The organism is Streptomyces sp. NPDC059866, from assembly GCF_042731325.1.
GTDB classification, from domain to species: domain Bacteria; phylum Actinomycetota; class Actinomycetes; order Streptomycetales; family Streptomycetaceae; genus Streptomyces; species Streptomyces flavusporus.
In genome coordinates, this window is sequence record NZ_JBHWJT010000017.1 from 166,512 (window position 1) to 191,000 (window position 24,489).

The 24,489-nt window shown below is 71.6% G+C and carries 22 protein-coding genes; 10 read left to right on the forward strand and 12 right to left on the reverse strand.

Translation table 11 applies throughout. The features are described 5' to 3' along the window. The first annotated feature begins 229 nt into the window (after positions 1 to 229). Positions 230 to 1,660 carry a cytochrome bc complex cytochrome b subunit gene (locus ACFV7R_RS26400; RefSeq protein ID WP_385267793.1) on the forward strand — a complete coding sequence of 477 codons (1,431 nt, stop codon included), beginning with the start codon at positions 230 to 232 and terminating at the stop codon, positions 1,658 to 1,660. On the opposite strand, the gene ACFV7R_RS26405 is transcribed toward ACFV7R_RS26400, so the two are convergent. Both ACFV7R_RS26405 and ctaD read right to left on the reverse strand, forming a co-directional pair. Next, positions 1,578 to 1,979, reverse strand: a complete 402-nt coding sequence (locus tag ACFV7R_RS26405) for a cytochrome c oxidase subunit 4 (protein ID WP_129803264.1) — start codon at positions 1,977 to 1,979, stop codon at positions 1,578 to 1,580. The two genes, ACFV7R_RS26400 and ACFV7R_RS26405, sit on opposite strands and share 83 nt — an antisense overlap. Continuing rightward, positions 1,976 to 3,658, reverse strand: a complete 1,683-nt coding sequence (gene ctaD, locus ACFV7R_RS26410; protein WP_385267683.1) for a cytochrome c oxidase subunit I — start codon at positions 3,656 to 3,658, stop codon at positions 1,976 to 1,978. The genes ACFV7R_RS26405 and ctaD overlap by 4 nt, the downstream gene beginning before the upstream one ends. A gap of 127 nt (positions 3,659 to 3,785) precedes the next feature. Between ctaD and ACFV7R_RS26415 the strand changes: the two genes are divergently transcribed. From ACFV7R_RS26415 to ACFV7R_RS26440, 6 genes are all read left to right on the forward strand, one after another. Next, positions 3,786 to 4,142, forward strand: coding sequence for a DUF6479 family protein (locus tag ACFV7R_RS26415; protein ID WP_129803882.1), 357 nt, complete (start codon positions 3,786 to 3,788; stop codon positions 4,140 to 4,142). An 83-nt stretch (positions 4,143 to 4,225) separates the two neighbouring features. After that, entirely contained in the window at positions 4,226 to 4,405 is a 180-nt protein-coding gene (locus ACFV7R_RS26420; RefSeq protein WP_385267685.1) for a hypothetical protein, read from the forward strand. Positions 4,406 to 4,535: 130 nt separating this feature from the next. After that, the gene (locus tag ACFV7R_RS26425) at positions 4,536 to 5,603 is read left to right on the forward strand and encodes a glucose-1-phosphate thymidylyltransferase (protein WP_385267687.1); all 1,068 of its coding nucleotides are present in this window, start codon (positions 4,536 to 4,538) and stop codon (positions 5,601 to 5,603) included. Further along, complete coding sequence (gene rfbB / locus ACFV7R_RS26430) at positions 5,600 to 6,571, forward strand: dTDP-glucose 4,6-dehydratase (protein WP_385267689.1); 972 nt, start codon at positions 5,600 to 5,602, stop codon at positions 6,569 to 6,571. Before ACFV7R_RS26425 ends, rfbB begins: the two co-directional genes overlap by 4 nt. Then, a complete protein-coding gene (rfbD, locus tag ACFV7R_RS26435) occupies positions 6,568 to 7,431 on the forward strand; it encodes a dTDP-4-dehydrorhamnose reductase (RefSeq protein ID WP_385267691.1) in 864 nt (287 codons plus the stop codon). The genes rfbB and rfbD overlap by 4 nt, the downstream gene beginning before the upstream one ends. Positions 7,432 to 7,463: 32 nt before the next feature. Continuing rightward, on the forward strand, positions 7,464 to 8,267 hold the full coding sequence (locus ACFV7R_RS26440; protein ID WP_385267693.1) for a class I SAM-dependent methyltransferase: 804 nt from the start codon (positions 7,464 to 7,466) through the stop codon (positions 8,265 to 8,267). On the opposite strand, the gene rfbC is transcribed toward ACFV7R_RS26440, so the two are convergent. Together rfbC and ACFV7R_RS26450 are read right to left on the reverse strand one after the other, a co-directional pair. Then, on the reverse strand, positions 8,251 to 8,859 hold the full coding sequence (gene rfbC / locus ACFV7R_RS26445; RefSeq protein ID WP_385267695.1) for a dTDP-4-dehydrorhamnose 3,5-epimerase: 609 nt from the start codon (positions 8,857 to 8,859) through the stop codon (positions 8,251 to 8,253). The two genes, ACFV7R_RS26440 and rfbC, sit on opposite strands and share 17 nt — an antisense overlap. Before the next feature lie 4 nt (positions 8,860 to 8,863). Then, on the reverse strand, positions 8,864 to 10,792 hold the full coding sequence (locus ACFV7R_RS26450; protein WP_385267697.1) for a glycosyltransferase family 2 protein: 1,929 nt from the start codon (positions 10,790 to 10,792) through the stop codon (positions 8,864 to 8,866). Between the two features lie 124 nt (positions 10,793 to 10,916). On the opposite strand from ACFV7R_RS26450, the gene ACFV7R_RS26455 reads away from it, so the two are divergent. Next, the gene (locus tag ACFV7R_RS26455; protein WP_385267699.1) at positions 10,917 to 11,417 is read left to right on the forward strand and encodes a metallophosphoesterase family protein; all 501 of its coding nucleotides are present in this window, start codon (positions 10,917 to 10,919) and stop codon (positions 11,415 to 11,417) included. Between the two features lie 67 nt (positions 11,418 to 11,484). On the opposite strand, the gene ACFV7R_RS26460 is transcribed toward ACFV7R_RS26455, so the two are convergent. Genes ACFV7R_RS26460 through ACFV7R_RS26490 form a run of 7 tightly spaced genes read right to left on the reverse strand, consistent with a single transcriptional unit; the run spans position 11,485 to position 18,939 of the window. Further along, complete coding sequence (locus tag ACFV7R_RS26460) at positions 11,485 to 12,129, reverse strand: SRPBCC family protein (RefSeq protein WP_385267701.1); 645 nt, start codon at positions 12,127 to 12,129, stop codon at positions 11,485 to 11,487. 19 nt (positions 12,130 to 12,148) lie between these two features. After that, positions 12,149 to 13,249 carry an XdhC family protein gene (locus ACFV7R_RS26465; RefSeq protein WP_385267703.1) on the reverse strand — a complete coding sequence of 367 codons (1,101 nt, stop codon included), beginning with the start codon at positions 13,247 to 13,249 and terminating at the stop codon, positions 12,149 to 12,151. After that, positions 13,225 to 14,361 carry a VWA domain-containing protein gene (locus ACFV7R_RS26470; protein WP_385267705.1) on the reverse strand — a complete coding sequence of 379 codons (1,137 nt, stop codon included), beginning with the start codon at positions 14,359 to 14,361 and terminating at the stop codon, positions 13,225 to 13,227. The genes ACFV7R_RS26465 and ACFV7R_RS26470 overlap by 25 nt, the downstream gene beginning before the upstream one ends. Before the next feature lie 5 nt (positions 14,362 to 14,366). Then, a complete protein-coding gene (locus tag ACFV7R_RS26475) occupies positions 14,367 to 15,242 on the reverse strand; it encodes an AAA family ATPase (protein ID WP_385267707.1) in 876 nt (291 codons plus the stop codon). Between the two features lie 15 nt (positions 15,243 to 15,257). Next, entirely contained in the window at positions 15,258 to 16,112 is an 855-nt protein-coding gene (locus ACFV7R_RS26480) for an FAD binding domain-containing protein (RefSeq protein WP_385267709.1), read from the reverse strand. Then, positions 16,109 to 18,472: a xanthine dehydrogenase family protein molybdopterin-binding subunit gene (locus tag ACFV7R_RS26485; protein ID WP_385267711.1), complete on the reverse strand. Its 2,364-nt coding sequence runs from the start codon at positions 18,470 to 18,472 to the stop codon at positions 16,109 to 16,111. The genes ACFV7R_RS26480 and ACFV7R_RS26485 overlap by 4 nt, the downstream gene beginning before the upstream one ends. Then, positions 18,469 to 18,939, reverse strand: a complete 471-nt coding sequence (locus ACFV7R_RS26490; protein ID WP_385267713.1) for a (2Fe-2S)-binding protein — start codon at positions 18,937 to 18,939, stop codon at positions 18,469 to 18,471. The genes ACFV7R_RS26485 and ACFV7R_RS26490 overlap by 4 nt, the downstream gene beginning before the upstream one ends. A gap of 253 nt (positions 18,940 to 19,192) precedes the next feature. Here ACFV7R_RS26490 and ACFV7R_RS26495 point away from each other — a divergent pair, with 253 nt between their 5' ends. Both ACFV7R_RS26495 and ACFV7R_RS26500 read left to right on the forward strand, forming a co-directional pair. Next, positions 19,193 to 21,163, forward strand: coding sequence for a GTP-binding protein (locus tag ACFV7R_RS26495; RefSeq protein ID WP_385267715.1), 1,971 nt, complete (start codon positions 19,193 to 19,195; stop codon positions 21,161 to 21,163). Between the two features lie 73 nt (positions 21,164 to 21,236). Then, positions 21,237 to 23,093, forward strand: a complete 1,857-nt coding sequence (locus tag ACFV7R_RS26500) for an endoglycosylceramidase (protein ID WP_385267717.1) — start codon at positions 21,237 to 21,239, stop codon at positions 23,091 to 23,093. Here ACFV7R_RS26500 and ACFV7R_RS26505 read toward each other — a convergent pair. Continuing rightward, positions 23,086 to 24,342 carry a YncE family protein gene (locus ACFV7R_RS26505; protein ID WP_385267719.1) on the reverse strand — a complete coding sequence of 419 codons (1,257 nt, stop codon included), beginning with the start codon at positions 24,340 to 24,342 and terminating at the stop codon, positions 23,086 to 23,088. The two genes, ACFV7R_RS26500 and ACFV7R_RS26505, sit on opposite strands and share 8 nt — an antisense overlap. Positions 24,343 to 24,489 lie beyond the last annotated feature (147 nt).

The following is a 24,489-nucleotide window of genomic DNA, read 5'->3' on the forward strand; positions in this document are numbered from 1 at the left end:
CAGGCACCCGGGTGCACCCCCCGAACGGGGTGTTTCACGGCCCGCCGGCGCTCAGCACCGCCCCGGCGCGGGATAGACAGCACGGCGGGACGGTGCGTGCGGCGGTCGGAGGTGGCGGCAGGTGGCAGGAGGCGACGAGGCGGCGGCCGGGCGCCGCCCCACTCCCCGAGGGGCCCGCCTCGCCGCCGCGGCGGACGCCCGTCTGCCGGTCTTCGAGGGCGGCGGCCTGATGCGCAAGGCGTTCCCCCACCACTGGTCGTTCTTCCTGGGCGAACTCGCCCTCTACAGCCTGCTCGTCATCCTCCTGACCGGCGTATGGCTGACGCTCTTCTTCAAGCCGGAGATGACCGAGGTCGTGTACGACGGCTCCTACACGCCCCTGCGCGGCGTGCCCATGTCGGCGGCCTTCGACTCCACCCTCCAGATCAGTTTCGACGTACGCGGCGGCCTCCTCCTGCGCCAGGTGCACCACTGGGCGGCCCTCGTCTTCCTCAGCGCCATCGGACTGCATCTGCTGCGGATCTTCTTCACCGGCGCCTTCCGCCGCCCGCGGGAGATCAACTGGCTCATCGGCGTCACGCTGTTCGTGCTCGCCCTCGCCGAGGGCTTCGCCGGCTACTCGCTCCCCGACGACCTGCTCTCCGGCACGGGGCTGCGCATCGCGCAGGGCATCATGCTGTCCATCCCCGTCGTCGGGACGTACCTCAGCATGTTCGCCTTCGGCGCCGAGTTCCCCGGTGAGGACATCATCACCCGGCTCTACGTCCTGCACGTCCTGCTGCTGCCCGGCGCGCTGATCGCCCTGGTCACCGTCCACCTGATCCTGGTGTTCCACCTCAAGCACACCCAGTGGCGCGAACCGGGCCGCACCCGGCGCAACGCCGTCGGCAAGCCGTTCTTCCCGCAGTTCACGGCCTCCTCGGCAGGCCTGTCCCTCATGGTCTTCGGCGTGCTCACCCTGCTCGGCGCAGTGGCGCAGATCAACCCCGTGTGGATGTACGGCCCGTATCGCGCCGACCTGGTGTCGACCGGCGCCCAGCCCGACTGGTACGTCGGCTTCCTGGAGGGCGCGCTGCGCCTCGTACCGCCCTGGGAGACGACCATCGCCGGGCACACCCTCATGTGGAACGTGCTGCTCCCGGCGGTCGTCCTGCCGGGGCTGCTGTTCCTGGTCCTGTACCTGTATCCGTTCGTCGAACAGCGCCTGACGGGGGAGTGGGATCAGGAGCAGCACCTGTGCGACCGGCCGCGGGAACGCCCCGTCCGCACCGCCCTCGGTGTCGCGGGCCTCACCTTCTACGGCGTCCTGCTGCTGGCGGGCGGCAACGACGTCGTGGCGTTCGCCTTCCGAATCTCGGTGAACGCCCTCACCTGGGTGCTGCGCATCGCCCTGGTGGTGGCGCCGATCCTCGCGTTCATGCTGACCCGGCGGTTGTGCCACGCCTTGCTGGACGCGGAACAGGAACGGCTGCGGGAGGGCCTGGAGACGGGTGAGGTACGGCAGACCGTCGAAGGGGCGTACGAGAGCGACCACCGCCCACAGCGCACGTTCCCGCCAGGAGCGCCCCGCCCGCCGCTCACTCCTGCGGACCGGCGCCCCGGCCCACGTACTGGAACACGAGCCCCAGAACGCCCCGGGCCAGCACCGCGCAACCGATGAGGAACAGCCACAGGCCGTACACCACGCCCAGGGCGGTGACGGTGAACCCGGCGGCCGTGACGATCGGCCACGGGCTGTCGGGCGGGAAGAACTCCAGCGGCCCGCTCCCGTCGGCCACCTCGGCGTCGCGCCGGTCCTGCGGCCGCCGCCCCTTGCGCCGGTACTGGACGGCGCTGAAGAAGGACACGACGGCCGCCATCAGGAACGCGATCACCAGCACCGCCGACCCGGCCGGTTCCTCGGACCAGAAGCCGTAGAGACCGGCGATGCCCGCGAAGAACAGCGCGACGCCCCCGAACAGCAGTGCCTCGGTCTTCATCGCTCCACCTCTCCCATCCTGGGCGGCCGTTGCCTGGCGATCTCCGGATGGTGCAGATCGAAGGCGGGCGACTCCGAGCGCACCCGGGGCAGCGCCGTGAAGTTGTGGCGCGGCGGCGGGCACGCGGTCGCCCACTCCAGCCCCCGCCCGTACCCCCACGGGTCGTTCCTCGTGACGAGCCGCCCGTACCTGGTGGTGTGCCAGACGTTGTACAGGAAGGGCAGGGTGGACACGCCGAGCAGGAACGCCCCCGCCGACGACAGGGCGTTGAGGACGGTGAAGCCGTCGGCGGGCAGATAGTCGGCGTAGCGGCGGGGCATGCCCTCCTCACCGAGCCAGTGATGCACCAGGAACGTGAGCTGGAAGCCGGGGAACAGCAGCCAGAAGTGCAGCTTGCCCAGCCGCTCGTCCAGCATCTTCCCGGTGAACTTCGGCCACCAGAAGTAGAACCCGGCGAACATCGCGAACACGACGGTCCCGAACAGCACGTAGTGCAGGTGGGCGACGATGAAGTACGAGTCCGTCAGGTGGAAGTCCAGCGGCGGGGAGGCGATGAGGACCCCGCTGAGACCGCCCAGCAGGAACGACACGAGGAAGCCCATCGCCCACAGCATCGGCGTCTCGAAGGACAGCGAACCCCGGTGCATGGTGCCGATCCACGCGAAGAACTTGATCCCGGTGGGCACGGCGATCAGGAACGACATGAGGGAGAAGAACGGCAGCAGCACGGCGCCGGTGGCGAACATGTGGTGCGCCCAGACCACCGCGGAGAGCATGGTGATCACGATGGTCGCGCCGACCATCGGCAGGTAGCCGAACAGCGGTTTGCGGGAGAACACCGGAATGATCTCCGTGATGATCCCGAAGAACGGCAGCGCCACGATGTACACCTCGGGGTGCCCGAAGAACCAGAACAGGTGCTGCCACAGCAGTGCGCCGCCGTTCGACGCGTCGAAGATGTGCGAGCCGAACTTCCGGTCCGACTCCAGGCAGAGCAGTGCCGCCGTCAGGACGGGGAACGACGGCAGCACGAGGATCGACGTGAACAGCACGTTCCACGTGAACATCGGCATCCGGAACATCGTCATGCCCGGGGCGCGCAGACACATGATGGTGGCGATGAAGTTCACCGCGCCCAGCGTCGTCGACACGCCTGTCACCACTTGCCCCATCACCCACAGGTCGGAGCCCGCGCCGGGGGAGAAGTACGCGCTGTTCATGGGCGCGTAGGCGAACCAGCCGAAGGCCGCCGCGCCACCGGGCACGACGAACCCCGCGACCACCATCAGCCCGCCGAAGAGGTACATCCAGTACGACAGCGCGTTCAGGCGCGGGAACGCCACGTCAGGGGCGCCGATCTGCAACGGCATCACCGCGTTCGCGAAGCCGGCGAACATAGGGGTCGCGAACAGCAGCATCATGATCGTGCCGTGGTTCGTGAAGAGCTGGTTGTAGCCGAGATCACTGAAGAACTGCAGTCCCGGGGCGGCGAGTTCGGCGCGCATGCCCAGGGCCAGCAGACCGGCGACGAGGAAGAAACAGAAGGCGGTGACCATGTACAGGCGTCCGATCACCTTGTGATCGGTCGTCGTGGTCCAGTGCAGCAGCGTGGCGCCCAGCGAGCGCCCCGGTGCGCCGCGTCGCCGGGCGGTCGGGGTGTCGTGCGACAGCTCCGTCATTGTCCTCCTCTCCGGCCGCCGCGACGCTATCGCCGTGACCTGCGGTGCCGCCCGCGCCACGCCCTGTTGTCGCCCGTCAGAGGGCCGACGGAGTCATCCACGTCCCGGGCCCGGGTACTCGGCGGCCATGGACACCACCGTTTATGAAGCAGCCGCATCCGGCTCCGTGGTCGGCATGATCGCGATCCTCGTCGTCGGCGTCGTCATCACCGGAGCACTGATCTGGGCCGTTCAGCTGGGCATCCGGGTACGCCGGCGCGAGCCCCGGCGGCCGCGGCCCGGCGAGCACCCGACGCTGCCGGAGTCCGGCCCGGTCCGGGAGGCCCGGGAGCAGCGCGAACCCCATGAGGTCGCCCGAGGCGAACGGCTCACCCCGCACGGACTGAGGCCCTCCGGCGGTGCCCGCAGCGACGATCAGCGCCGCCCGCGCTGGAACCGCGGCTCCAGCGGTTCGTCCGGCAGCGGCGGCCCCGGCGCCACCTGACCGGCGGCGTTTGCCCGGGCCGGAGGCGGGGACCCGGCCGGAGAACACCAGCACCACCGGACGCAGAAGGAAGATGAAGCGCCGTGACCACGTCCGCCCGTGAAAAACCCGCCGTCCGCCGCCCGGAGACCGGCTGGTCGAAGGCACGCCGACTGCGTGGCAAGGCCGTGCTGCGCACCTGCCTCCCCGCCGTCGAAGGCCCGGACGCGCCGCGGACCTCGCACACCGGCCAGGAGTGGAACATCGTGCGTGGCGAGGACTGACACCCCGCCCGCCCGATGCAGCGACGCAACCCCCTCGTCGTGCCCCCGTAACCCTGCTGTCTGCTCGCCGTAACGGTTGATTAGGACGAGCGGTGCTCCGATGAGCGCGTTCGCCGCTATGGTGAAGCAGATGAAGGCTCTCGTGCTGTCCGGCGGCGCCGGTACACGACTGAGGCCGATCACGCACACCTCGGCCAAACAGCTCGTGCCGGTCGCCAACAAGGCCGTCCTGTTCTACGGCCTGGAATCCATCGCCGCGGCCGGAATCACCGAGGTCGGTGTGGTCGTCGGGGACACCGCCGAGGAGATCCGGGAAGCGGTGGGCGACGGATCGGAGTTCGGCCTGGAGATCACCTACATCCCCCAGGAGCGGCCCCTCGGTCTGGCCCACGCCGTGCTGATCGCACGCGACTATCTCGGCGACGACGACTTCGTGATGTACCTCGGCGACAACTTCATCGTCGGCGGCATCACCGACCTCGTCGAGGAGTTCACCCGCACCCGCCCCGACGCGCAGATCCTGCTCACCCGTGTCTCGGATCCCCGCGCCTTCGGCGTCGCCGAACTTGACCCGTCCGGGCAGGTCATCGGGCTGGAGGAGAAGCCGGAGCGGCCCAAGAGCGATCTCGCGCTGGTCGGGGTGTACCTGTTCACGCCGGTCATCCACGAAGCGGTGCGGGCCGTCCGGCCGTCCTGGCGCGGGGAGTTGGAGATCACTCACGCCATCCAGCACCTCATCGACGCCCGCGCCGACGTCCGCAGCACGGTCATCAAGGGCTACTGGAAGGACACCGGGAACGTCGGCGACATGCTGGAGGTGAACCGGACCGTCCTCGAAGGCCTCGACCGGCGCATCGACGGTGAGGTGGACGCCGGATCCGAGACGATCGGGCGGGTCGTGGTCGAGGCGGGTGCCCGCATCGTGAACTCACGCATCGTCGGCCCCGCCGTCATCGGCTCCGGCACCGAGGTCCGCGACTCCTACGTCGGCCCCTTCACCTCCATCGCGGAGAACTGCCGGATCAAGGACAGCGAAGTGGAGTTCTCCATCGTGCTGCGGGACTCCTCGATCGACGGGGTGGGCCGCATCGAGAACTCGCTGATCGGCCGGCACGTCCGGGTGACGACGGCACCCAGCGTTCCCAGCGCCCACCGACTCGTCCTTGGCGACCACAGCAAGGTGCAGATCCACACATGAACCTTCTTGTCACCGGCGCCGCCGGGTTCATCGGCTCCGCCTACGTCCGCGCCCTGCTCGCAGCGTCCGACGCGCACATCACCGTGCTGGACAAGCTCACCTACGCCGGCTCCCGGGACAACCTGCCCTCCGGCGACCCGCGGCTGGACTTCGTGCATGGTGACATCTGCGACGTCGCCCTGGTCGACAAGCTGATGGCCGACGCCGACCAGGTCGTGCACTTCGCGGCCGAGTCCCACGTCGACCGCTCGATCGACGGAGCGGCCGAGTTCGTACGCACCAACGTCCTGGGCACCCACACCCTGCTGGACGCCGCGCTGCGGCACGGGGCCGGCCCGTTCGTGCACATCTCCACCGACGAGGTCTACGGCTCCATCGAGTCCGGCTCCTGGCCCGAGGAACACCCGCTCAGGCCGAGTTCGCCGTACTCCGCCTCCAAGGCCTCCTCCGACCTGCTCGCCCTGGCGTACCATCACACCCACGGCCTGGACGTCCGCGTCACCCGCTGCTCGAACAACTACGGCCCGCGCCAGTTCCCCGAGAAGGTCGTCCCGCTGTTCATCACCAACCTCTTCGACGGGCGCACCGTCCCGCTGTACGGCGAGGGCCGCAACGTCCGTGACTGGCTGCACGTCGAGGACCACTGCCACGGCATCGAGCTGGTGCGCACCCGGGGCCGGCCCGGCGAGGTCTACAACATCGGCGGCGGCACCGAACTGAGCAACAGGGAGCTGACCGCACTGCTGCTCCAGGCGTGCGGGGCGAGCTGGGACCGGGTCGAGCACGTCGAGGACCGCAAGGGCCACGACCTGCGCTACTCGGTCGACTGGAACAAGGCCCGCACCGAGCTCGGCTACCGGCCGCGCCACGACTTCGCGGCCGGCCTCGCAGCGACCGTCGACTGGTACCGCGACCACCGCGCCTGGTGGGAGCCGCTCAAACGGCGCATCGAAAGCGGGCGCCTATGAGGTGGCTGGTCACCGGGGCGGGCGGAATGCTCGGCCAGGACGTCGTCGACACCCTCCGCGGGCGCGGTGCCGACGTGGTCGCCCTGGACCGGGCCGCCCTCGATGTCACCCGGCCCGACGCGGTCGAGGCAGCGTTCGCCGGGCACCGCCCCGACCTCGTGGTCAACTGCGCCGCGTACACCGCCGTGGACGACGCCGAGACCGACGAGGAACGGGCCCGGTGCGTCAACGCCGACGGCCCGCGGCTGCTGGCCCGGGCCTGCGCCGCGAGCGGCGCCCGGCTGCTGCACGTCTCCACGGACTACGTCTTCTCCGGCACCGCCCGCACCAGCCCCTACCCGGAGGACCTGCCGCCCGCCCCGCGCACCGCCTACGGCCGCACCAAGCTCGCCGGCGAGCGGGCCGTCCTCGCCGAACTCCCGCTGACCGGCGCCGTCGTGCGCACCGCCTGGCTGTACGGCGTCCACGGCCGCAGCTTCGTACGGACGATGCTCGGCCTTCAGGCCCGCCGCGACACCGTCGACGTCGTCGACGACCAGCGCGGGCAGCCGACCTGGAGCGCCGACGTCGCCGCACGCATCGCCGACCTCGGCCCCCGCCTCGGCCCCGCCCTGCACGGCGTCTTCCACGCCACCAACTCCGGCGAGGCCACCTGGTACGACCTGGCCCGCGAGGTGTTCGGCGCGATCGGCGCCGACCCGGCCCGGGTCCGCCCGACGAGCAGCGCGGCCTTTCCCCGGCCCGCGCCCCGGCCCGCCTACAGCGCCCTCGCACACGGCCGTTGGCGGGAGGCCGGCCTGCCGCCGCCGCGCGACTGGCGTGCCGCGCTGCACGAGGCGCTGCCCCTGATTCGCCCCTGATCCGCAAGGAGTCCCCGAAATAAGGAGCCGTCGTGAAACGCCATGAGTTCCTCAGGGAACTGCACAAGGTCACCGCGAACCGCAACTACTTGGAGATCGGCGTCAACGACGGCCGCAGCCTGCGCCTGTCCCGCGTCCCCAGCATCGCGGTCGACCCCGCGTTCAAGGTGGTCACCGAGATCCGCTGCGACGTCCACCTCGTCCGGGCCACCAGCGACGACTTCTTCACCCGCGACAACCCCCTGGCCCATCTCAAGGGCGGCCGCCACCCGCTGCGCAACCTGCGCCGCGGCCGCAGCCCGCTCGGCCACTGGCGGCGCACCACCCTCGACCTGTCCTTCATCGACGGCATGCACCTGTTCGAGTACGCGCTGCGCGACTTCATGAACATCGAGCGGCACTCCGACTGGGGAAGCGTGATCGTCTTCGACGACATGCTGCCCCGCAGCGTCGACGAGGCCGCCCGAGACCGGCACACCACCGCCTGGACCGGGGACGTCTACAAGCTGACCGAGATCCTCACCCGTCACCGGCCCGACCTGCTGCCGGTCCTCGTCGACACCCGGCCGACCGGGCAGCTCGTCGTCTTCGGCGCCGACCCCACGAGCACCGTGCTGCACGACAGGTACGAGGAGATCGTCGCCGAGTACGACGTGCCGGACCCGCAGAAGGTGCCCGAGACGATCCTGGAGCGGGCGGGCGCCGTCCGCCCGGAGGATCTGCTGGGCGCCGGTTTCTGGCCGCTGCTCGCCCGCGCCCGCAACCTCGGAGTGCCCCGCGGCCGCGGCTGGCCCGCCCTGCGGCGCGCGGCGGAGGAGGTCACCCTCCTGCGCTGAGTCCGCGCAGCCGCTCGTAGTGGGCGACGCAGTCGTCGTACGAGGGGAGCAGCCCCGCCCGGCGCACCTCGGCCAGTGACGGGGCCTCGGCGTCCTTGGGCGACAGCACCGGCGACACGCCGTCCGGCCAGGTGATGTCCAGCTCCGGGTCCAGCGGGTGCACGGCGTGCTCCCGCTCCGGCGTGTACGGCGTCGAGCACAGGTAGACCACCGTGGCGTCGTCGGTGAGCGCCATGAAGGCGTGGCCGAGCCCCTCCGCCAGGAAGAGGGCGTGGTGGGCGCCGTCGTCGAGCCGTACCGCCTCCCACTGCCCGAACGCGGGGGAGCCGATCCGCAGGTCGACCACCACGTCGAGGACGGCACCGCGCACGCAGGTGACGTACTTCGCCTGACCCGGCGGCACCTCGGCGAAGTGCACCCCGCGCAGCACGCCCCGCCGGGAGACCGAGCAGTTGGCCTGTGCCACGGCGAGGTCGTGGCCGGTCGCCTCGCGGAACTCCGCGCCGCGGTACCACTCGTGGAAGCTGCCCCGGTCGTCCGGGAAGACCTTGGGCTCCATCACCCACGCACCGTCGATGTCCAGCGGGCGCATCCCGTCACCTCCTCGCCGCTCGCACTCGGTTCGCCGCCTTCCGCACCACTCGCCGTGCCCGCCGTGCCAGCCGCCCGGGAAGGCCGGGGCGGGCCGTGCGCACCACCCGGACGCCACCGGCCCGGCCTCGCAGGACGACGGGCAACGGCAGGAAACGGGGCTCGCCGGCGTCGCTGGGGGCCGGGCACAGCGCGGCCCGCCACGTCGTGCCCGCCAGGTCTCCGACGGGCAGGAGGGCGTCCAGGTGGCCGCCCGGCCTGAGGGTGGCGGGCACGTCGACCCGGGACGCGGGGCCGGTCAGCCGCACCCGTACGTCGGTGGCGGCCGGGACGTACAGCGGCATCGTCCACCGCAGCCGCCCGCCCGGGACGCCGACGTCCCGTGGCCCCGGGCGGCCGAGGTCCAGTCGGCCGCGTGCCGGGTCCACGTCCAGGGAGAGGTTGGCGTGCGGCTCGGTCCAGTACGGCAGGACCACACGACCGGCCACGACACCGGCGTACGGCGCCGACACGTCACCGTGCCGGCCCAGTCGGCACTCCTTGGTCCAGCCGCCGAACCTGACGCGCACGAAGACGTCCCACAGCCCGCCGTTCACCGGGCCCCCGCTCGCTGCCGTACCCGGGTCGACGGTGGTTGTCGCGCGCAGCACCAGCCGGACCCGGCTGCCGTCGTCCACGGGCACGGTCTCCCGGGTCACCTGCACCGGCTGGAAATACGAGGCGGCACTGGAACGCTCCCGCAGCACCACATCCAGCGCCGTCTTCCCGAAGCGGGCCACGCTGTCCGCGCCCAGCCACTCCACCGCCTCGGCCAGGTCCCGCGGCGGCGCGTCGAACGCGGGCGGGGCAGCGCCGGCGGGACAGGTCATCGGCTCGCCGTTCAGCGTGTACTCGGCGGTGAGGCCCACGCGCAGCGCTCCGTCCCGCCACTCCACCCGCTCCGCCCGGGCCACCAGCCCGACGGCGGCCTCCCACTCGGCGAAGGCCACCACGTCGTCGAACCGCCCGGCGGCGGCCAGCGCGGCGACGATGCGCTGCGTCGGCTGCAGCCCGGCCGCGACACCGGGACCGAACCGCTCGACGACGACCTGGTGGATCTGCTGGAACAACTCCCGGCGGAAGTCCTCCGGCAGGGTGAGGAAGCGCCGGCCGCGCAGCCGCTCGACCATCTCGACGCGCAGCCACCGCCGGAACAGCCGGTCGCGCAGCGCACCCGGCTCGGTGTACCGCTCGACGACGTCCAGGGCCTCCCGGAGGTTCTTGAAGTACCCGGCGGGATCGAAGCGCTGGAAGCCCGCGTTGGAGGAGTCGTCCCGGCGGACGTGGTAGTAGCAGACGTAGTCGCTGAGCACCGAGACGTTGTCCGCGCGCAGATACGCCTCGGTCACGAAGACATGGTCCTCAAGCCGCCGTCTGCCCTCGGGAAACCGCAGCCCGGTGCGGTCCAGGAACTCCCGGCGGACCATCTTGTGCGGGGTCAGACTGTCGATCAGCGGGGCGTTGCCGACGGTGGCCCGCGGCCGGTTCGTACGGAACAGCTCCACCGGCACGCCACGGCCCCGGCCCGCCATCTTGCCGACCACGACGTCGGCGCCGTTGGCCACCCCGTAGTCGTACATCCGTTCAAGGGCCTCGTCGCCGAGGTGGTCGTCGTTGTCCACGAACATCACGTACTCGCCGTGCGCGGCGGCGATGCCGACGTTGCGCGGCTTGCCCGACCAGCCGGAGTTCTCCTGGTGGATCACCCGCACCCGGGGGTCCGCGGCGGCGAGGTCGTCCAGTCGGGCGGGTGTCTCGTCGGTGGACCCGTCGTCCACGAAGATCACTTCGTACTCGTCGGGCGGCAGCGACTGCCGCAGCAGCGAGTCGACACAGTCCTCGATGTAGCGCCCCGGGTTGTAGACCGGGACGACGACGCTGACCTTGACCGGCATGGGCTCCAGGTCCCCTCGGGGTCGCTTGCCGTTTACGGAACGGTTCGGTACGCGTTGCCAGATGCTAACCCCCGCCGAGGCGGTCGACACCCCCTGCGAGCGGCGGCCGTCCTACGCTGAAGCCGTGCGTCTGCTCCTGATGTCCGACACCCACCTGCCGAAACGCGCGAAGGAACTGCCGGCCCCGCTGCTCGCCGAACTCCCGCACGCCGACGTCGTGTTCCACGCCGGGGACTGGGTCGACACCGCCACCCTCGACCTGCTGGAGAACCGCTGCCGCCGGCTCGTCGGCGTGTACGGCAACAACGACGGACCCGAGTTGCGCGCCCGCCTCCCCGAGGTGGCGTACGCCGAACTCGACGGCCTGCGCTTCGGCACCGTCCACGAGACCGGCCCCGCCCAGGGCCGCGAGTCCCGCTGCGCCGCCCGCTTCCCCGACCTCGACGTCCTGGTGTTCGGGCACAGCCACATCCCGTGGGACACCACCGCCGCCACCGGCCTGCGGCTGCTCAACCCGGGCTCCCCGACCGACCGCCGCCGCCGGCCCCACTGCACCTACATGACCGCCACGCTCACCGACGGCCGCCTCACGGACGTGACCCTGCACCGGCTGCCGCCGCGCTGAGCGCAGTGTCGCCCGGCCCTGCCGGGACAGCCGACGCACGCGCGGACCACCGCACGGCTCCCATCGCTCAGGCCCGCCTCCTCCGACGTGCGCGTACGACCGCCACGACCACCGCGACGGCCGCCGCCACACCCACCGCAGCCGCCGCGCGTCTGGCGACCGCCGGGCCGACCGCGCGGAGCAGGTCCAGCGGTTCCGACGGCTCCGGGACCTCTGCAAGGTCCACAGGGCGGGGCTCCGCCGTCGGCTGCTCAACGGCCCCCGCGGGCGCCGGCGTGAGCCGCTCCGCCAGACATGCCGCGAACTCGCCGACCAGCCGGTCGCCCACCTCCGTCAGCACCCCGCGCCCGAACTGGGCCGGCCGCCCGGTCACCGCCAGATCGGTCCGCACCGACACCGCCGTACCGCCGTCGCGGCCGGTCAGCGTGCTGGTGACGGTGGCCCGTGCGGTGCCGGGCCCCCGGGTCTCCCGCCCGCTCGCCAGCAGCACCATGCGGTGCGCCGACTCGTCCTGCTCCTCGAAGACGGCGGTGCCCCGGTACGTCACCGTGACCGGTCCGACCTTCACCTTCACCGAGCCCGTCACGGTCTTGCCGTCGTACTCCTCCACCGTCGCCCCCGGCAGACACGGCGCGACCCGCTCGATGTCGAGGAGCGCCCGCCAGGCCTCGTCGACCGGCACGGGCACGGTGAACTCGTGGTGCAGCTCCATCTGTTCCTCCTCAACTGGCTTACGGCGACGGGTGGATCGCGCCCTCCGTGGCCGTCAGCGGAGCCCCGCTGCCGCCCCAGCGCAGCGCGACGATCTCGGCGGCGACGGACACGGCCACCTCCTCGGGCGTACGGGCCCCCAGGTCGAGCCCGACCGGCGAGCGCAGCCGGGACAGTTCACGCGGGGTGAGTCCGGCCTCGGTGAGCCGTTTCTCCCGCTCGTCATGGGTACGGCGGCTGCCCATCGCCCCGATGTATCCGGCGGGCCGGCGCAGCGCCTCCTCCAGCAGCGGCACATCGAACTTCGGATCATGGGTGAGCACACAGATCACCGTGCGCTCGTCGGTTTCGGTGCCGCGCAGGTAGCGGTGCGGCCAGTCGACGACGACCTCCACGCCGGGCGGGAAGCGCTTGGCGGTGGCGAAGACGGGGCGGGCGTCGCACACGGTGACCCGGTAGCCGAGGAAGTCGCCGATGCGGGCCACCGCCGCCGCGTAGTCGATCGCGCCGAACACCAGCATCCGCGGCGGCGGCGCGAAGGAGTGCAGGAACACCGAGACGGTGTCCTCGCGCCGTTCCCCGTGCGGCCCGTAGTGCCGAACCCCCGTGGCACCCAGGGCGAGTTCGCCGCGCGCGTCGGCGGTGACGGCCACGTCCAGGCCGCTCGCACCCAGCGTGCCGGACACCTGGTCCGGCCACACGGCGAGCGTGGCCCCGCGCGGCGCCGGCCCGTCGATCACGGTCGCCACGGTCACCGGGCGGCCCGCGGCGACCGACTCCGCGACCGCACCGAAGGACGGGTCGCGCTCGGCCGTCACGGGCCGGACCAGCACGGTGATCTCACCGCCGCAGGTCAGCCCCACCGCGAACGCGTCGTCGTCGCTGTACCCGAAGGTCTCCAGCCGTGCCTCGCCGCTCGCCACCACCTCCTGGGCGAGCTCGAACACCGCACCCTCCACGCAGCCCCCGGACACGCTGCCCACCACCTCGTCGTCCGGTCCCACGGCCATCGCGGCGCCCGGATCGCGGGGTGCGCTGCGGCTCACCGTGACGACCGTGGCCAGGCCGAACGGGGCCCGGTCCGTGTACCAGCCGTTCAGTGCCGGAAGGATGTCTCGCACGCTCCGCTCCTCTCACCGCGGCCGCGCACCACGGCCGCCAGCCGCTCCAGCGCCGCCAGGCTGTGCCCCTCGACGAAGGCGTCCACGCTCGGCAGCGCCGCCGCCATCCCGGCCGCCAGGGGCGCGTAACCGGGGCGTGCCTTGCGCGGATTGGCCCAGATCACCTGGTGTGCCAGCCGGTGCAGGCGCCGCATCTGGGCCCCGAGCAGCTGCGGATCGTCGCGCTCCCAGCCGTCGGACAGCAGCAGCACGACCGCGCCGCGCGCCATCCCCCGCTGCCCCCATCGATCGAGGAACTCGCGCAGCAGCTCCCCGAGCCGGGTGCCCCCGCGCCAGTCGGGCACGGCCGCCGCCACCTCCGCCATCGCCCGGTCGGGGTCGCGGTGGGACAGCTCCCGGGTCACCCGGGTCAGCCGCGTGCCGATGGTGAACACCTCCGTGCGCGCCCCGCGGGCGGCCGCGTGCGCGAAACGCAGCAGCGCGTCGGCGTACGGCGCCATCGAGCCGCTGACGTCCACCAGCAGCACCACCCGCCGCGGCCGCTCGGCCCGGGCGTGCCGCCGCAGCAGCGCAGGCTCCCCGCCGTGCCGCAGCAGCTCCCGCACCGTACGGTGCGGATCGACGTCGCCGCGGCGGGCCGGTCGCCGTCGTGCGGTGCGGCGCGCCTGCCCGGGCAGCGTGAACGCGGCCAGCAGCCGGTGCAGTTGCGCCCGTTCGGCGGCGTCCAGGTCGGCCACGTCACGGTGGCGCAGGACTTCCGCGGAGCTGGCGAGCGTGGCGGCGGGCGGGGCCCGGTCCTCGTCCGGCGCGGAGGTGCGGGGGCGGCTTCGGGCGTCGCGGACGACCAGGCCGAGGCGCGGCGGGGGAGCGGTACGGGCCGGTTCGGCCGCCGTCCCGCCGGAGCCGAAGTACGCCGCGAACACCCGCTCGTACCGCTCCAGGTCGTCCCGGTCGCCGCACAACGTCAGCCGCCCCGCCCAGTACACGTCCCGGCGCACACCGGGCCGCAGCACGTCCACGGCCCGCAGAAACGCGTGCACCCGCTCGGCGCTCGCGTCGACTCCGGCCGCCCGCAGTGCACGGGCGAAACCGAGGAACGCCGCCATGCCCATGCCCGTCACCTCCCGTGCGCCGCCAGCGCCGCCGTCAGGTCGAGCCGACGGGCCCGTTCGGTGTCCTCCCGGTACTTCAGCACCGAACCCAGCGTCGTCACCGCCAGCTCCGCGTCCACCTCACTCGCGCCCAGCGCGTCCAGGGCCGCCGCCCAGTCGATGGTCTCGGCCACGCCGGGCGGCTTGAGCAGGTCCTGTGCCCGCAGCGTCTGCACCAGCGCGGTCACCTGCTCGGCCAGCCGTGCCGCCACCCCGGGCAACCGCCGCCGCACGATGGCCAGTTCACGCTCGAAGGACGGATGGTCGAACCAGTGGTACAGGCAGCGCCGCTTGAGGGCGTCGTGCACCTCGCGGGTCCGGTTGGAGGTCAGCACCACCACGGGCGGCTCCTGGGCGCGCAGCGTACCCAGCTCCGGCACGGTCACCGAGAACTCCGACAGCAGCTCCAGCAGGAACGCCTCGAACTCGTCGTCCGCCCGGTCGATCTCGTCGATCAGCAGCACCGACGGAGTGGTCTCCAGGGCCTGCAGCAGCGGTCTGGCCAGCAGGAACCGGCGGTCGTACAGCTCGCCCTCCAGCCGCTCGGCATCCCTGACCCCGGCCGCCTCGGCGGCCCGCAGATGCAGCAGCTGGCGCGGGAAGTCCCAGTCGTACAGGGCCTGCGCGGCGTCGATGCCCTCGTGGCACTGCAACCGGATCAGCGGGGCGTCCAGCGCCTCGGCGAGGGCGGACGCGAGCGCGGTCTTGCCGACGCCCGCGTCGCCCTCGCAGAACAGCGGCCTGCCGAGCCTGAGGGTCAGGAAGCAGGCGACAGCCAGCCCCTCGTCGACGAGGTACCCCGTCTCCTCCAGCCGGGCCCGCACCTGCTCCGGGCCGTCCATCGGCGTGATCGGCCCTCACCCCATTCCGGCGGCGGCCAGGACCGCCCGCTTGGTCAGCACCCGCGCGAGGTGCGCCCGGTACTCGGGCGAGCCGGAGGGGTCCTGCGGCGGCCGGGTGCCGTCCGCCGCCGACTCCGCGGCCCGCGCCACGGCCGCCGCGTCCCCGGCACCGGACAGTGCCGCCTCGGCCGGCGCGGCACGCAGCGGGGTCGCGCCCATGTTGGACAGCCCGATCCGCGCCTCGGCGATGTGCCCGTCGTCGCGCCGCACCAGTGCGGCCACGCCGACGATCGGCCAGGACTGGGCGACCCGGTGGAACTTCTCGTAGTGGAAGCCCCAGCCGTCCGCCTTCGGGATCCTCACCTCCACCAGCAGCTCGTCGGGCGCGAGCGCGGTCTGCAGATAGTCGACGAAGAACTCGCGCGCCGGGATGGCGCGCCGACCGCCCGGACCGACGGCGACCAGTTCGCCTTCCAGCGCGAGCAGCACCGCCGGCAGGTCGCCGGCGGGGTCGGCGTGCGCGAGCGAGCCGCCGAGGGTGCCCCGGTGCCGTACGGCCGGGTCGGCGACCGTGGCCGTGGCGGCGGCGAGCAGCCCGGCGTGCCGGCGCACCAGCGGATCGCGCATCACGTCGTGGTGCGTGGTCGTCGCCCCGATGACCAGGGCGTCGCCCTCCTCGCGGACCCCGCGCAGCTCCGGGATCCGGCCGACGTCCACGACGAGTTCGGGGAAGGCGAGCCTGAGCCGCAGCAGCATCAGCAGACTCTGCCCGCCGGCCAGCACCTTCGCGTCCTCGCCCACGTCGGCGAGCGCACGTACCGCCTCGTCGACGGTCGTCGGCCGGGCGTAGTCGAATGCCGGGGGAATCATGCCTGCGCCTCCTTGACCGCACGCCATACGCGCTCGGGTGTACAGGGCATCCGCACGTCCGTCACGCCCAGCGGCCGCAGGGCGTCCACGATCGCGTTCACCACGGCCGGCGTGGACGCGATGGTGCCTGCCTCCCCGACTCCCTTGACGCCCAGGGAGTTCGTGGACGCCGGAGTCTCCGTCCGGTCGGTCACGAAGTCGGGCAGGTCGGGCGCGGACGGCACGAGATAGTCGGCCATGGTGCCGGAGACGAGGTTGCCGTCGTCGTCGTACACGGCTTCCTCGTACAGCGCCTGCGCGATGCCCTGGGCGAGTCCGCCGTGCACCTGACCCTCGACGATCATCGGGTTGATCACCCGGCCGACGTCGTCCACGCACACGTACGAGCGGATCCGGGTCTGCCCGGTCTCGGTGTCGACCTCGACGGCGCACAGGTGGGTGCCGTGCGGGTAGGAGAAGTTGTCGGGATCGACCACGTGCTCGGCGTTGATGGTCGGTTCCATGCCGTCGGGCAGGTCGTGCGAGGAGAACGTCTCGAAGGCGATCTCCTGGATGGTCTTGCGCGCCTCCGGGGAGCCCTTGACGGAGAACACACCGCTCGCGAACTCCAGGTCCTGCTCACTCGCCTCCAGCAGGTGGGCGGCCACCTTCCGTGCCTTCTCCACCACCTTCCGTGCGGCCTGCTGCACGGCCGTTCCGCCCACGACGAGCGACCGCGAACCATAGGTGTCCATGCCCTGCGGGCTGGCCTTGGTGTCGCCGTGCACCACCTCGACGTCCTCGAAGGGCACGCCCAGCGTGTCAGCGGCGATCTGGCTCCAGCACGTCTCATGTCCCTGCCCGTGCGGGCTCGTGCCGGTGACCACCTCGACCTTGCCGGTGGGCAGCATCCGGATGCTCGCCGCCTCCCAGCCGCCGGCCGCGTACCGCAGGTCCCGCAGCACCCGGCTCGGCGCCAGCCCGCACATCTCGGTGTACGTCGACACACCGATGCCGAGCCGCACGGTGTCCCCGCGCTCGTTGCGGTCCGCCTGCTCGGCGCGCAGCTTGTCGTACCCGAACAGCTCCAGGGCCTTGTCGGTGGCGGCCTCGTAGTTGCCGCTGTCGTACGTCAGACCCGCGATCTGCTCGTATGGGAACTCCTCGTGCCGGATCCAGTTGCGGCGCCGCAACTCCACCGGGTCCAGGCCGAGTTCGGCCGCCAGATCGTTCATGATCCGTTCGATGGCGAAGGTCGCCTCCGGGCGTCCGGCGCCGCGGTAGGCATCGGTGGGAGTGCGGGTCGTGAACACGCCGGTGCAGGTGAAATCGTAGGCGTCCATCTTGTAGATCGCCGGATACATGAACGCGCCCAGGATCGGGATGCCCGGTGTGACCAGCATCAGGTAGGCGCCCATGTCGGCCAGCAGGTCCACCTTCAGGCCGAGGAGCCTGCCGTCGCGCCTCGCGGCGATCTCGACGTCCTGGATCATGCCGCGGCCGTGGTGGGTGGCCAGGTAGCCCTCGGAACGGGACTCGGTCCACTTCACCGGCCGGCCCAGGCGGCGCGCGACGTCCAGGGCGATGGCCTCCTCGCCGTACACCTGCAGTTTGGAGCCGAAGCCGCCGCCCACGTCGGGGGCGACCACCCGCAGCTTGTGCTCGGGGACCCCGGTGACCACGGAGAGCATGACCCGCAGGATGTGCGGGACCTGCGTCGCCGAGTACACCGTGAACTCCCCGGACGCGGCGAGCGGGGTGACGACGACGGCGCGTGGCTCCATGGCGTTGGGGATGAGGCGCTGCTGGTGGTAGCGGCGCTTCAGCGTCACTTCGGCGCGGCCCCGCACGGCATCGAACGCCTCGCCGGTCCTCAGCGGCCAGACGTAGCAGCGGTTGGTGCCCTTGTCGCTGTGGACCAGCGGGGCACCGTCGGCGAGCGCGGCCTCCAGATCCAGAACGGGGGGCAGCGGCGTGTACTCGACATCGATCGCCTCCAGCGCGTCGGCGGCCGCATACCGGTCGCGGGCCACCACGACCGCCACGGGGTCGCCGGCGTACCGCACCTCGTCGACCGCGACCGCCGGATGGTCCGGCAGCACGATGTCCTCGGTCACCGGCCAGGCGCAGGGCAGCGAGCCCAGCCCGTCGGCGAGGTCGGCGCCGCTGAACGCCGCGACGACGCCAGGGCGTTCGAGGGCGGGGGAGACGTCGATCCGGTCGATGCGGGCGTGCGCCATGGGGCTGCGCAGGATCGCCAGGTACAGCAGCCCGGCGACCTGGATGTTGTCGGTCCAGGTGGTCTGCCCGGTCAGCAGCCGGGCGTCCTCCTTGCGGGCGCGGGAGCGGCCGACCTCGGGCTCGGCGATCCGGTCGGTCATGCCGTCACCTCCTCCTCGGAGGCGGCGAGCACCGCGCGCACGATGTTCTGGTAGCCGGTGCAGCGGCAGAGGTTGCCCTCCAGGGCGTGGCGCACCTCGTCGGGGGTGGGGTGGGGGTTGTCGCGCAGCAGATCGCGCGCCGCCATGATCATGCCCGGGGTGCAGTAGCCGCACTGCAGGGCGTGCCGGTCGTGGAACGCCCGCTGCAGCCCGGTCCACTCCCCGTCGGTGGCGAGTCCCTGGACGGTGGTCACCTCGGCGCCGTCCGCCTGGACGGCGAGCACCGAGCAGCTCTTGACGCTCACCCCGTCCAGGGCGACCGTGCAGGTCCCGCAGTTGGAGGTGTCGCAGCCCACGGGGGTGCCGGTCAGTCCCAGCCGGTCGCGCAGGTAGTGGATCAGCAGGAGCCGGGGCTCCACCTCGTCCTCGTACGTCGTGCCGTCCACTTTCACCGAGATACGGGTCATGTGCCCTCCCGAGCCGTGCCGGCGGAATGAGGGAAATCAGCGGCTGAGCGTGATGGAAGTCACTCTATGGCGAGGCCTGGTCGACGGCGAGTCGTGCGGCGGGCCTTGTTGAGCGTTAATCCGTTGCCCGTGGATGCCCGGTTCTGCTGCACTGCACGGACCCCGTCACCGCACCGTGAGGAGCAGCAGATGCGCACTGCGTTCATGTCCACCCAGGAAGGAATCCCCCTCATCACGAAGGACATGACGCTCAGTGCCCCTGCTCAACCTGGGAATCCTCGCGCACGTCGACGCAGGTAAGACCAGCCTGACCGAACGGCTGCTGCACACGGCCGGAGTGATCGACGAGATCGGCAGCGTCGACGCCGGCAGCACGCAGACCGACACCCTCGCGCTGGAACGGCAGCGCGGCATCACCATCAAGTCGGCCGTCGTCTCGTTCCCGGTCGACGACGTGACCGTCAACCTCATCGACACCCCCGGCCACCCGGACTTCATCGCCGAGGTGGAGCGGGTGCTCGGCGTCCTGGACGGTGCCGTGCTGGTCGTCTCGGCCGTCGAGGGCGTCCAGGCGCAAACCCGCGTCCTGATGCGGACGCTGCACCGGCTGCGCATCCCCACGCTGGTCTTCGTCAACAAGATCGACCGCCGCGGGGCGCGCTACGAGGACGTGCTGCGGGCGATCTCGCAACGGCTCACGGCGGCGGTCGTCCCCATGGGATCCGCCACCGGACTCGGTACCCGCGCGGCCCGCTTCACCCCCGGACTCGGCCCGGCCGCGCTCGACGTCCTCGCCGACCACGACGACGACCTCCTCAAGGCCTACGTCGAGGACACCGTCTCCGACGACCTCCTGCGCGCCTCCCTCACCGCCCGCACCCGGCAGGCCCTGGTCCACCCGGTGTACGCCGGCTCCGCCAGCACCGGAGCGGGCGTGGCCACGCTCCTCGACGGCATCAAGGAACTGCTCCCCGCCGCCGACGGCGACCCCGGCGGCCCCCTCTCCGCCACCGTCTTCAAGGTCGAGCGGGGACCGGCGGGGGAGAAGATCGCCTACGCGCGGATCTTCTCCGGCACCCTGCGCATCCGGGACCGGGTGCCGTGCGGCGACCCGGCCCGGGAGGGCCGGATCACCGCGATCAGCGTCTTCGACCACGGCATCGACGTCCGGAGCGACGCCGTCCCCGCCGGCCGGATCGCCCGGCTGTGGGGACTGTCCGACATCAGGATCGGCGACTCGATCGGCCTGCGGCGGGGATCGTACGGGCACCTGTTCGCCCCGCCGACCCTGGAAACGGTCGTCGTGCCGGGGCCGGCGGCGGACCGGCGCGCCCTGCACCTCGCGCTCACCCAGCTCGCCGAGCAGGACCCGCTCATCGGCCTGCGCCACGACGAGGTGCGCCAGGAGACGTCCGTGTCCCTCTACGGAGAGGTGCAGAAGGAGGTCGTCCAGGCGACGCTCGCCGACGAGTACGGACTGGACGTCGGCTTCCGGGAGACGACGCCGCTGTGCATCGAGCGGCCGGTCGGTACGGGGGCGGCGGCCGAGTTCAACAAGAGGGACCCGAACCCCTTCCTCGCGACCGTCGGACTGTGCGTCGACCCCGCACCGACGGGTTCCGGCACCGCCTTCCGGCTGGAGGTGGAGCTGGGGTCGATGCCGTACGCGTTCTTCAAGGCCGTCGAGGACACCGTCCGGGAGACACTCGCGCAGGGCCTGCACGGCTGGCAGGTCACCGACTGCACGATCACCATGACCCACTGCGGCTACTCGCCCCGTCAGAGCCACGCCCACCAGGGCTTCGACAAGAGCATGTCGAGCACCGGCGCGGACTTCCGCGGTCTGACGCCGCTGGTGCTCATCGAGGCGCTGCGGCGAGCGGGCACCCGGGTCCACGAGCCGATGCACCGCTTCCGCCTCGAGGCCCCGGCGGACACCCTGGGCGCGCTGCTGCCGGTCCTGGCCGGGCTGCGGGCCGTACCCCGGACGACCGAGACCCGGGGCGCGGGCTGTGTCCTGGAGGGCACGGTGCCGGCGGTCCACGTCCACGCGCTCGAGAAGCAGTTGCCGGGGCTCACCCGCGGGGAGGGCGAGCTGGAGAGCGCCTTCGACCACTACGCGCCGGTCGCGCACGGCACGGTTCCCGAGCGGCCGCGCACCGACCACAACCCCTTGAACCGGAAGGAATATCTGCTGAACGTGACGCGTCGCGTCGGCACTTGAGGTGGCCGAGAACGAACTTACTCCAGAGTCAGAAGTGTTGACGGTGTCCGGAAATGCTCGGACTGTAGTGGACATGCCGAATAGACGTGCGCGTCTGCTCGTTGTTCTGGTTCTCCTCTGTGGATTCCTGACGGCGGGCACCCGTCCCGCCACCGCCGACTCCCTCCCCGACTCCCTCTGGTTCGACGGCTCCCCGCTCACCGTGCAGAACGGCCGCTTCACCGACGCCTCCGGCCGGGAAGTGGTCCTGCGCGGCTACAACGTCTCCGGCGAGACCAAGCTGGCGGAGAACGGCGGCCTCCCGTTCGCCTCGGTCGCCGACGCCCGCAGGTCCGCGACCGCGCTGCGCGCCCTCGGTGGCGGCAACACCGTCCGCTTCCTGCTCTCCTGGGCCTACGCCGAGCCCGTGCGCGGCCAGGTGGACACGGCGTACCTCGCCGCCGCCACCGACCAGATGCGCGCGTTCCTCGACGCCGGCATCCGCGTCTACCCGGACTTCCACCAGGACCTCTACTCCCGCCACCTCTTCGGCCCCGACAGCTGGTACACCGGCGACGGCGCCCCCAAGTGGGCGGTCGACGCCGGGAACTACCCCGACGAGTTCTGCGGGATCTGCCTCTTCTGGGGTCAGAACATCACCCAGAACGAGGCTGTGAAGCGGGCGTCGTACGACTTCTGGCACAACGCGCACGGAGTCCAGGACGCCTTCCTCACCACGGCCCAGAAGACTATGGCCCACGTCAGACAGCACCTGTCGGCCGAGGACTTCGCGGGCATCGTCGGCTTCGACCCGTACAACGAACCGCACGCCGGCGTCTACGATCCGGGCCAGACCAGCCGCATCTGGGAACGGGACGTGCTGTGGCCCTTCTACGAGAAGTTCCGTGCCCGCATGGACGCGGCCGGCTGGCAGACCAAGCCCGCCTTCGTCGAGCCGAACCTGTTCTGGAACGCCAACCTCGACTTCCAGAAGGAGGAGGGCGGCCTGCTGGACGCGGGCACCCTCGGCCCCCGCTACGTCTTCAACACCCACTTCTACGACCAGAAGGCGATCTCGGGCGTCTTCATGTGGGGCAAGGCGGCCGACGGGCAGTACGCCGGCGACTTCGGCACGGTCCGCGACCGGGCGGCGGCGACGGCGACGCCCGCGATCGTCAGCGAGTTCGGCCATCCGCTGTCCAGCAGCGTCTCCGACAAGGCCCCGACCGTCCTCAAGGCCATGTACCAGGCCCTGGACTCCCGACTGCCGGGCGCGAGTTGGTGGTCGAACCCCGAGGCGTCGGGACCGGTCCTGTCCGGTACGCAGTGGCAGTGGGACATCTACAACGGCCGGCACCACGAGCTGATGAACGGCAACCCCGACAAGGTGCTCACCGAGGGCGACGCCTGGAACGACGAGGACCTGTCCGCCGTCCACCTGGACGACGCGGGCACGGCGGCGCTGCGGCAGGACGCGCGGCTCCTGGACCGGGTCTACCCGAGCGCGACCGCCGGTACGACGGTCGCCTTCACCTACGAGGACCGCTCCCGGGACGGCTCGACGACCCTGACCTGGAATCCGGTGCCGGGTTCGCTGCCGAATGTGGCCCGTCTGGTCGGCTCGGGCCAGTACGCGCTGCTGCTGTGGCGGTCGGACGGCGGGGAGGCGCCCACGGAACTGCATCTGCCGGCGTCGTTCCCGACCCCGGCGACCACGGTGGTCTCCGATCTCGGCACGGTGTACGCCCCGCCGTCGTACACCGGCACCACCCCGGTCGGCGTGGCCGCCGAGCCGGGCGGGACGGGCAGCCGCCGCCTGCTGCTCACCGCGCCGGACTCGGGCGTCCTGCACTACGCGCTGGTGACCAACGGGGCGACGGCGCCGTCCGCGGACCTGCTGGGCGCGGCCCGCGCCGAACTCACGGCGTGGGCCGCGCGGGCGGTCAACTAGCCGACGGGCCGGTCCAGTCGGCGGGCACCTGGGCCAGGCGCACGCGCTGGGGGTGGTCGCCGACCGGGACCGACACCGTCTTGCGGCCGGTGGCGAAGTCGATCGCGGTGACCTGGTCGGCGCCGCTCTCGGAGACCACGCAGGACCTGCCGTCACCGCTGACGGTCGACCAGTAGGGCTTGGAGACGGGAACGAGAGGACCCTCCTGGAGGGTGGCCCGGTCGACGACGGTCGCGTAGTCGTCCATGGTGCCCGCGATGCACAGCTTGGTCCCGTCGGGCTTCATGGTGATGCCGTGGTGGCGCGAGTCGTTGACCCAGGTGGTGCGGTCCTCGCTGGTGTCCGGGTTCTCGGGGAGGGTCTTGGTGCGGGTGATCTTGTCGGAGGCGACGTCGTACTCGAAGAAGCCGTTGAAGAACGACACCTGGAAGTACAGCTTGCTCTCGTCGGGGCTGAAGGCGGCGGGGCGGACGGCGTCCGAGTGGCCGTCGAGGCCGATCGCGTCCAGGCGCGCGCGCATGTCGATCACCTTGACCTGCTGGAACGTCCTTGCGTCGACGACGGTGATACGGCGGTCGCCCTTCGTCCAGTCCAGCCAGGGCTCGTCGAGGGCGGTGTTGACGTCGCCGATGGCCATGTTCCAGATGTACTTGCCGTCCCGGCTGAAGACGTTCTCGTGCGGCTTGTCGCCGGTGGCGAACGAGCCGACCTGCTTGCCGGTGTCGATGTCCAGTACGTGCACGGTGTTGGACGTCGAGGCGGAGACGGCGACGCGGGTGCCGTCGGGGGAGACCGCCATGTGGTCGGAGCGGTAACCCGACACGGGGAAGCGCCAGTTGACGTCACCGGTGGCGAGGTCGACGGAGACGACGTCGGCGAAGCTCGGCCGCGAGACGACCATCGATCTGCCGTCCGGGGTGGAGTACATGTCGTCGACGAACTGGTCGTGTCCCTCGCCGACACTGTTGCGGATCGCCATGAAGTAGATCCACTTGATGGGGTCGGCGTTGATCTCCGCCAGCCGCTCCTCCTTGTCGGGGATGACGTTGATGCGGCCGATCTTCGCGAAGTCGCCGGTGGACCTGATGACATCGGCGGTGCCGTCCCAGTTGTTGCCGACGAACAGCACCTCACGCAGGGCGGCGGAGTCGGGGCCGTTGTCGGCGGCGGCGGTGGTCGCGGGGGCGGTGAGGGTCAGGGCGAGGGCGGCTGCGATGGAGCAGAGGTGCCTGGGGCTGATGGCAGGCATGGGTGCTCTCTCTCCTCTGGAGATGGGGGGCTGGCGCGAGCATGCCAATGAACGAATCTGAATACGAAGTCGTTCAGAGTTTGACTTACTGGAAAGTAAGGAGCGAGCACCCTTCTCCACAAGACTGCGTACACGACAAAATTGGCG

Bases quoted from the DNA above. Each gene is read 5' to 3' on its own strand.
- ACFV7R_RS26400 (WP_385267793.1), top strand. From the start codon at position 230: ATGCGCAAGGCGTTCCCCCACCACTGGTCGTTCTTCCTGGGCGAACTC.
- ACFV7R_RS26405 (WP_129803264.1), bottom strand. From the start codon at position 1,979: ATGAAGACCGAGGCACTGCTGTTCGGGGGCGTCGCGCTGTTCTTCGCG.
- ctaD (WP_385267683.1), bottom strand. From the start codon at position 3,658: ATGACGGAGCTGTCGCACGACACCCCGACCGCCCGGCGACGCGGCGCA.
- ACFV7R_RS26415 (WP_129803882.1), top strand. From the start codon at position 3,786: ATGGACACCACCGTTTATGAAGCAGCCGCATCCGGCTCCGTGGTCGGC.
- ACFV7R_RS26425 (WP_385267687.1), top strand. From the start codon at position 4,536: ATGAAGGCTCTCGTGCTGTCCGGCGGCGCCGGTACACGACTGAGGCCG.
- rfbB (WP_385267689.1), top strand. From the start codon at position 5,600: ATGAACCTTCTTGTCACCGGCGCCGCCGGGTTCATCGGCTCCGCCTAC.
- rfbD (WP_385267691.1), top strand. From the start codon at position 6,568: ATGAGGTGGCTGGTCACCGGGGCGGGCGGAATGCTCGGCCAGGACGTC.
- rfbC (WP_385267695.1), bottom strand. From the start codon at position 8,859: ATGCGCCCGCTGGACATCGACGGTGCGTGGGTGATGGAGCCCAAGGTC.
- ACFV7R_RS26450 (WP_385267697.1), bottom strand. From the start codon at position 10,792: ATGCCGGTCAAGGTCAGCGTCGTCGTCCCGGTCTACAACCCGGGGCGC.
- ACFV7R_RS26460 (WP_385267701.1), bottom strand. From the start codon at position 12,129: ATGGAGCTGCACCACGAGTTCACCGTGCCCGTGCCGGTCGACGAGGCC.
- ACFV7R_RS26470 (WP_385267705.1), bottom strand. From the start codon at position 14,361: ATGGGCATGGCGGCGTTCCTCGGTTTCGCCCGTGCACTGCGGGCGGCC.
- ACFV7R_RS26475 (WP_385267707.1), bottom strand. From the start codon at position 15,242: ATGGACGGCCCGGAGCAGGTGCGGGCCCGGCTGGAGGAGACGGGGTAC.
- ACFV7R_RS26480 (WP_385267709.1), bottom strand. From the start codon at position 16,112: ATGATTCCCCCGGCATTCGACTACGCCCGGCCGACGACCGTCGACGAG.
- ACFV7R_RS26485 (WP_385267711.1), bottom strand. From the start codon at position 18,472: ATGACCGACCGGATCGCCGAGCCCGAGGTCGGCCGCTCCCGCGCCCGC.
- ACFV7R_RS26490 (WP_385267713.1), bottom strand. From the start codon at position 18,939: ATGACCCGTATCTCGGTGAAAGTGGACGGCACGACGTACGAGGACGAG.
- ACFV7R_RS26500 (WP_385267717.1), top strand. From the start codon at position 21,237: ATGCCGAATAGACGTGCGCGTCTGCTCGTTGTTCTGGTTCTCCTCTGT.
- ACFV7R_RS26505 (WP_385267719.1), bottom strand. From the start codon at position 24,342: ATGCCTGCCATCAGCCCCAGGCACCTCTGCTCCATCGCAGCCGCCCTC.